The 6,334-nt window shown below is 39.6% G+C and carries 6 protein-coding genes; 1 reads left to right on the top strand and 5 read right to left on the bottom strand.

Features of this window, described 5'->3' with window-relative positions; genetic code table 11:
* Positions 1-143 precede the first annotated feature (143 nt).
* From HMPREF2607_RS04535 to HMPREF2607_RS04515, 5 genes are all read right to left on the bottom strand, one after another.
* The gene (locus HMPREF2607_RS04535; protein WP_004182081.1) at positions 144-1,862 is read right to left on the bottom strand and encodes a phospho-sugar mutase; all 1,719 of its coding nucleotides are present in this window, start codon (positions 1,860-1,862) and stop codon (positions 144-146) included.
* Positions 1,863-2,014: 152 nt separating this feature from the next.
* The gene (locus HMPREF2607_RS04530) at positions 2,015-2,575 is read right to left on the bottom strand and encodes an ECF transporter S component (RefSeq protein WP_004182060.1); all 561 of its coding nucleotides are present in this window, start codon (positions 2,573-2,575) and stop codon (positions 2,015-2,017) included.
* 66 nt (positions 2,576-2,641) lie between these two features.
* Positions 2,642-3,214 (bottom strand): ECF transporter S component, encoded by a 573-nt coding sequence (locus tag HMPREF2607_RS04525; RefSeq protein ID WP_004182105.1) that lies wholly within the window; start codon positions 3,212-3,214, stop codon positions 2,642-2,644.
* Positions 3,215-3,242: 28 nt separating this feature from the next.
* Positions 3,243-3,788: a phosphopantothenoylcysteine decarboxylase gene (coaC, locus tag HMPREF2607_RS04520; protein WP_004182014.1), complete on the bottom strand. Its 546-nt coding sequence runs from the start codon at positions 3,786-3,788 to the stop codon at positions 3,243-3,245.
* Positions 3,781-4,464, bottom strand: coding sequence for a phosphopantothenate--cysteine ligase (locus HMPREF2607_RS04515; protein WP_004182113.1), 684 nt, complete (start codon positions 4,462-4,464; stop codon positions 3,781-3,783). The genes coaC and HMPREF2607_RS04515 overlap by 8 nt, the downstream gene beginning before the upstream one ends.
* Before the next feature lie 194 nt (positions 4,465-4,658).
* On the opposite strand from HMPREF2607_RS04515, the gene HMPREF2607_RS04510 reads away from it, so the two are divergent.
* On the top strand, positions 4,659-6,329 hold the full coding sequence (locus HMPREF2607_RS04510) for a formate--tetrahydrofolate ligase (protein ID WP_037600835.1): 1,671 nt from the start codon (positions 4,659-4,661) through the stop codon (positions 6,327-6,329).
* Positions 6,330-6,334: the final 5 nt, after the last annotated feature.

The raw sequence follows: 6,334 nt of genomic DNA, 5'->3' as shown, positions 1-6,334 counted from the left end.
ATTTACCTTGTCTACTTAAGAGGTATCATATCATAATCTATAGGTGGTTTATTGGTTCTAGTAGCAAAAAAGATAGCTTGCTTCCGTAATCCAAGTTTTGTCGGTATAAAAAAGACTTAGAGCTTAGCTCTAAGTCTTAAATATTATTCGCCTACGAAAGCATTGATCTCTGCTTCGATATTCGCAATTTTTTCTTTAGCATCTGCTTCAGATTCACCAACTGTAGCGATGTAGAATTTGATTTTTGGTTCTGTACCTGAAGGACGAACGGCAAACCATGAATCATCAGCCAAAATGTATTTAAGTACGTTACTTGGAGGAGTTGTCAATTTTTCAACGCCGTCAGCAGTAGTAGCTGTTTGTTCCAAGAAGTCTTCTGTCTTAGCAATGTCTGTGTTGTTGAATTGTTTAGGAGCATTGCCACGGAATTTATCCATGATTTTCTTGATTTCAGCAGCTCCGTCAACACCTGAAAGGGTAACAGAGATGGTTTTTTCTGCGAAGTAGCCGTATTGTTTGTAGATTTCTTCGATACCATCTGCCAAAGTCATGCCACGTGAGCGGTAGTAAGCTGCGATTTCAGCAACGATAAGAACAGCTTGGATAGCATCTTTGTCACGTACGAATGGTTTGATGAGGTAACCGAAGCTTTCTTCGAAACCAAGCATGTAAGTGTGGTTGTGTTGTGTTTCAAATTCATGAATTTTTTCACCAATAAATTTGAAACCAGTCAAGACGTTAAACATCGTTGCGCCGTAGCTTTCTGCAATCTTAGTAACCAACTCAGTTGATACGATTGATTTACAGAGGGCAGCATTGGCAGGAAGGGTACCAGCTGTTTTGTGAGCTTCAAGAATGTATTTAGCAATGATAGCTCCGATTTGGTTACCAGAAAGGTTGAGGTAAGAACCATCTGGTTGACGAATTTCAACACCAAGACGGTCAGCATCGGGATCAGTTGCAACCAATACATCAGCGTCTACTTTGCGACCAAGTTCTTCAGCAAGAGCAAATGCTTCTTGGTTTTCAGGGTTTGGAGATTTAACGGTTGAGAAGTCAGGGTCTGGTACAGCTTGCGCTTCAACAACTTGTACAGCTTCAAATCCAGCTTGCGCAAGAGCACGACGTGCCAACATTTCACCAGTACCATGAAGTGGAGTGTAGACAATCTTCATGTCACGACCGTATTCATTGATTAAGTCTTGGTTGATGTTAACGCCTTTAACTTCTTTCAAGTATTCAGCGTCGACGTTTTCACCGATAACTTCAATCAAGCCGCTAGCTTTGCTTTCTTCAAGGTCAGCCAATTGCACAGTGAAAGGATTTTCGATAGCACGGATGTAGTCTGTCAATGCATCTGCATCTGCTGGTGGCATTTGTCCACCGTCTTCTCCGTAAACCTTGTAACCATTAAATGGTGCAGGGTTGTGGCTGGCTGTTACCATGATACCAGCAAATGTGTGAAGATGACGTACTGCAAATGACAATTCAGGTGTTGGACGAAGGCTTTCAAATACGTAAGATTTAATACCGTGAGCTGCCAAAACTTGTGCAGATTCAAATGCAAATTCTGGAGAGAAGTGACGGCTGTCATAGGCAATAGCAACACCACGTTTTTTAGCTTCTTCCCCTTTTGAGTCAATCAATTGGGCCAAACCTTCAGTTGCTTGGCGAACAACGTAAATGTTAATGCGGTTAGTACCAGCACCAATCAATCCACGCATACCAGCTGTACCGAATTCAAGGTTGGTATAGAAGGCATCTTCTTTCGTTTTTTCATCCATTGCGACCAACTCATCATGAAGGTAAGCAGGCAATTCAGCGAAGTCGAGCCATTTTTGATAATTTTCAGTGTAAGACATAGCAATCTCCTTTATATTTTTAACCGCTTACATTATAACAAATTTTTTCAGAAAATTCTAGCGATAATTGTAAATCTTTTTAAAAAGAAAATGGTATCTAAAATGTAAATGAAAATAAAAGAGCCAAGACATATCAGTCTCGACCTAACTAATTATTTTAATCTTTCAAGTGTCGGAACGGCTGCAGTTGTGACAAGAACTGTAGCAATAACTTCAATAAGAGAGTTTGTTGTCAAAATTAAAGCAAGAAAATGTTGAAAACTACCACCATAGATGTTACCGAAGAAGATATAAATTCCCAATAGAACAAAAATGGTATTGGTCATAGACCCGACAATAGCAGCTGTCACTAAACCAGTACGATTGTGTAGCCATCGATAGACGAAGTAAGGAGTCACTCCGATTAAAATACGTGGAAACAGTGCAATAATGAGAGAATAGAGATTTCCATGTGAGACAAAGGGACTAAAGAGGAAACTTGCTGGCGTCAAAACCAATGTATTCATGGTCACACTAAAGAGGCCCATGAGGAGTCCCAAAACAGCTCCGATTCTAGGTCCATAAATGACGGAAGCGATAACAACAGGAATATGAACTAAGGTCGGTTGAATACCAGACGGAACAAATTCGAGAATGAAGGAAGTTACAAAATGAATGGTGAGCATTACTGCAAAAAAGATGGCAATTCTTGCAATAGCGGTTGATTTTTTCATAAAAATTCTCCTTAACGGTTTATAGAATAGTATCTGATTTTCGGCACTATCCATAGATTAAATGATTTACTTTTTCAATCGTAAAAGCATAGGAGTGATACTTACTGTCAAAAGTCCAGCAATAATCATTTCAGCAATCGAATTTGTTGTGAAAATGGTTGCCATTAGTGTTTTGCCACCTGCTGTGTAGAAGTTAGGAATTAGGAAGTAGATACCAAGAAGTACAAAAAATGTATTAGTGAAAGCACCTAAAACCCCAGATAGAGCCAGACCTAGACGGTTTTGAAGTAACTTGTAGACAAAGTAAGGGAAAATACCGATTAGGATACGAGGAACGATGGCAATGACTGCAGATGCCCAAGTTCCCCCTTCAACAAAAGGACTAAAGAGATAGCTACTAACCGTATAGATAACAGTGTTTCGAATAATACTCATAATTCCCATGAAGCCACCCAAATAAGCTCCAATTTTAGGACCGTAGACGATGCTAGCGATAATAACTGGGATGTGGGTTAAGGTTGGTTTGATTGGAAGTACAAAAGCAGCAAAGATGGTTTGACTGAGTACTTCGATTACAACCATTGTAGCTATCAAGAGGGATAACTGAGCCGTTTGGTTTGCTTTATTTTTCTTATTCATCATAAACTCCTTTTTATTCTCTGCAAGGCTATTTTGTTAAAGCATTGTCAATGGATTCAATAATGTCATCAATATCAGCTAAGGCACCACGTCCTGTATCCCCACAAGCCAGTAAACCTGATTTTGGAAGAATTTCTTGGTAGCCAAGGTCATGCAAAGTATCTAAATTCTTCTTAGTCAGTGGATTTTCATACATTTTCGTATTCATTGCAGGGGCAATTAGTTTAGGTGTGGTGCTAGGTAAAGCCAAAGCAGTAGCAGTAAGCATATTATCGGCTAGACCATGTGCTAATTTGGCAATGGTATTTGCTGAAGCTGGAGCTACAACAAAGAGGTCAGCTTCTTTACCTAAGTCAATATGATTAATACGTTCAGCCAATTTTTCTTCCATGACATCAGTGTGAACAGGATTCTTCGAAAGGACTTGAAGTGTCAGAGGGGTGATAAAGGCTTGAGCAGCTTCAGTCATAATGACGTGAACGTCATAACCTTTTTTCTTTAACCTACTTGTTAGATCAGCTGCTTTATAGGCAGATATTGATCCTGAAACAGCAAGGATAATACGTTTAGTCATGGCATATCCTTTCAAATAAGGCTCGAGCAATCGCAGACTTAGTCGTAACCTTCTCCTCGTTTTTTTCGTCAACTAGATAAGCAATATGTTGATCTGCAGTAATATCACTCAAGTCGTTGGCAACAATAATATCAGCTTGATTGCGTCTCAGACTTGCACGAGCAACCTCAAAAAGCTCTTCTTTACTTACATTAACCAAAAGTTTGAAGCCAATCAGTTGAATAGCAGGATTCCATTGTTTGACGAGGCTAATGATCTTCGGTGTCTTTTTAAGAAAGAGAACTTGATAATCTGAAGCTGATGATATCTTGCTTTCAGTATTAGACTTGTGCAAGAATTGAGTGAGATCTTCGGTGTCCTCCAATTCGGCGAAATCCGTCATATAAATAGGAGTATAATCAGAGACTGCCATACTATGTATAAGAACATCATGCTCTTTGACGAGTGGCTCCATTTTTTTGAGAAGACTTTCTACGTTCGTAATTTCTGTAATCTTTAGATTTTCTTTCGGTTCTGGTTTAACCGCTGTCTTGGTTGTTACTAAGGTTACTTGGTGACCCTTAGACAAGAAAAGTTCAGCGATTTCCTTTCCTAGATAACCTGTTGAATGGTTTGTGATTCCACGTACAGCATCAATCTTTTCAGTGGTACCACCCGATGTAATCAAAATTTTCATAGTAGTATTGTACTAAAAATTGAGTCTTTAGTAAATAGATAGTAGGTATTTTTGGGGTGTACCCCTATAAATTAAAGTTATAACGATTTATAACAAAACAAAAACCGAACATTGAAAAGTAATTAACCAAAAATAATGCGTTTTTTATCAAACTCTGATATAATAGACTCTAGAAAAATATAGAGGAGTGTCTCATGAAAACAGATATCGAAATTGCTCAAAGTGTAGAATTAAAACCAATCACAGAAGTAGTTGAAAAAGTTGGAATCGGCTTTGACGATTTGGAACTCTACGGAAAATATAAGGCAAAATTGTCATTTGATAAAATCAATGCTGTCAAAGACAATAAGCCAGGGAAATTGATTTTGGTGACAGCTATCAACCCAACACCAGCTGGTGAAGGGAAATCAACCATGTCAATTGGTCTTGCAGATGCTCTTAACAAAATTGGTAAGAAAACAATGATTGCCCTTCGTGAACCATCTCTTGGTCCTGTTATGGGAATTAAAGGTGGTGCTGCAGGTGGTGGTTACGCTCAAGTGCTTCCGATGGAAGATATCAACCTCCACTTCACAGGGGATATGCACGCTATTACTACAGCAAATAATGCTTTGTCAGCCCTTCTTGACAATCATATTCACCAAGGAAATGCTCTCGGCATTGACCAACGTCGTATCATTTGGAAACGTGTGGTTGACCTTAATGACCGTGCACTTCGTCATGTAAATGTTGGTCTTGGCGGACCACTTAATGGTATTCCACGTGAAGATGGTTTTGATATTACTGTTGCATCTGAAATCATGGCGATTCTTTGCTTGGCTACTGATATTAATGACCTTAAAGAACGTTTGGCTAACATTGTAGTTGCCTACCGTTATGACCGTACACCAGTTTATGTAGGTGATCTTGAAATTGAAGGTGCGCTTACCCTTATTCTTAAAGATGCCATCAAACCAAACTTGGTACAGACAATTTATGGGACACCAGCCTTGGTACACGGTGGTCCATTTGCCAATATCGCTCACGGATGTAACTCAGTTCTAGCTACAGCTACAGCTCTTCGTTTGGCTGATTATACGATTACTGAAGCAGGTTTCGGTGCTGACCTTGGTGCTGAAAAATTCCTTGATATCAAGACTCCAAACCTCCCAACAACTCCTGATGCCGTTGTTATTGTTGCGACACTTCGTGCCCTCAAAATGCACGGTGGGGTAGCCAAAACTGACCTCTCTGAAGAAAATGTTCAGGCCGTTCGTGATGGCTTCGCAAACTTGAAACGTCATGTGGAAAACGTTCGTAAATTTGGTCTTCCAGCAGTCGTTGCTATTAACGAATTTGTTGCTGATACAGAAGCTGAAATTGCAGCCCTTAAAGAACTTTGTGCAGAAATCGATGTTCCTGTTGAATTGGCTAGCGTTTGGGCTAATGGTGCTGATGGTGGTATTGACCTTGCCAACGCAGTAGTTGATGCTGTTGAAAATGGTAATGCCGACTATAAACGTCTTTATTCTGATGATGATAGCTTGGAAGAAAAAATCACTAAGATTGTTACTGAAATCTATGGTGGTAAATCAGTTGTCTTCGAGAAAAAAGCTAAGAACCAACTTAAACAATTTGCAGAATTCGGTTGGGATAAATTGCCAGTATGTATGGCTAAAACACAATATAGCTTCTCAGATAACCAATTCTTACTTGGAGCACCAGAAGGTTTTGATATCACTATTCGTGAATTTGTTCCTAAAACAGGTGCTGGATTTATCGTAGCTCTTACAGGTGACGTCATGACAATGCCTGGTCTTCCAAAAGCACCAGCAGCCCTCAAGATGGACGTAGCTGAAGACGGAACAGCTGTTGGTTTGTTCTAAGAAGA

It is taken from the genome of Streptococcus sp. HMSC078H03 (assembly GCF_001808655.1).
GTDB classification, from domain to species: domain Bacteria; phylum Bacillota; class Bacilli; order Lactobacillales; family Streptococcaceae; genus Streptococcus; species Streptococcus salivarius_G.
Note: the sequence above shows the minus strand (reverse complement) of the source record. Positions and strands in the feature narration are given on the sequence as shown.

What these genes read in the sequence shown, in the direction of transcription:
- HMPREF2607_RS04525 (WP_004182105.1), bottom strand. Translation starts at nt 3,214, where the DNA reads ATGAATAAGAAAAATAAAGCAAACCAAACGGCTCAGTTATCCCTCTTG.
- HMPREF2607_RS04530 (WP_004182060.1), bottom strand. Translation starts at nt 2,575, where the DNA reads ATGAAAAAATCAACCGCTATTGCAAGAATTGCCATCTTTTTTGCAGTA.
- HMPREF2607_RS04515 (WP_004182113.1), bottom strand. Translation starts at nt 4,464, where the DNA reads ATGAAAATTTTGATTACATCGGGTGGTACCACTGAAAAGATTGATGCT.
- HMPREF2607_RS04510 (WP_037600835.1), top strand. Translation starts at nt 4,659, where the DNA reads ATGAAAACAGATATCGAAATTGCTCAAAGTGTAGAATTAAAACCAATC.
- HMPREF2607_RS04535 (WP_004182081.1), bottom strand. Translation starts at nt 1,862, where the DNA reads ATGTCTTACACTGAAAATTATCAAAAATGGCTCGACTTCGCTGAATTG.
- coaC (WP_004182014.1), bottom strand. Translation starts at nt 3,788, where the DNA reads ATGACTAAACGTATTATCCTTGCTGTTTCAGGATCAATATCTGCCTAT.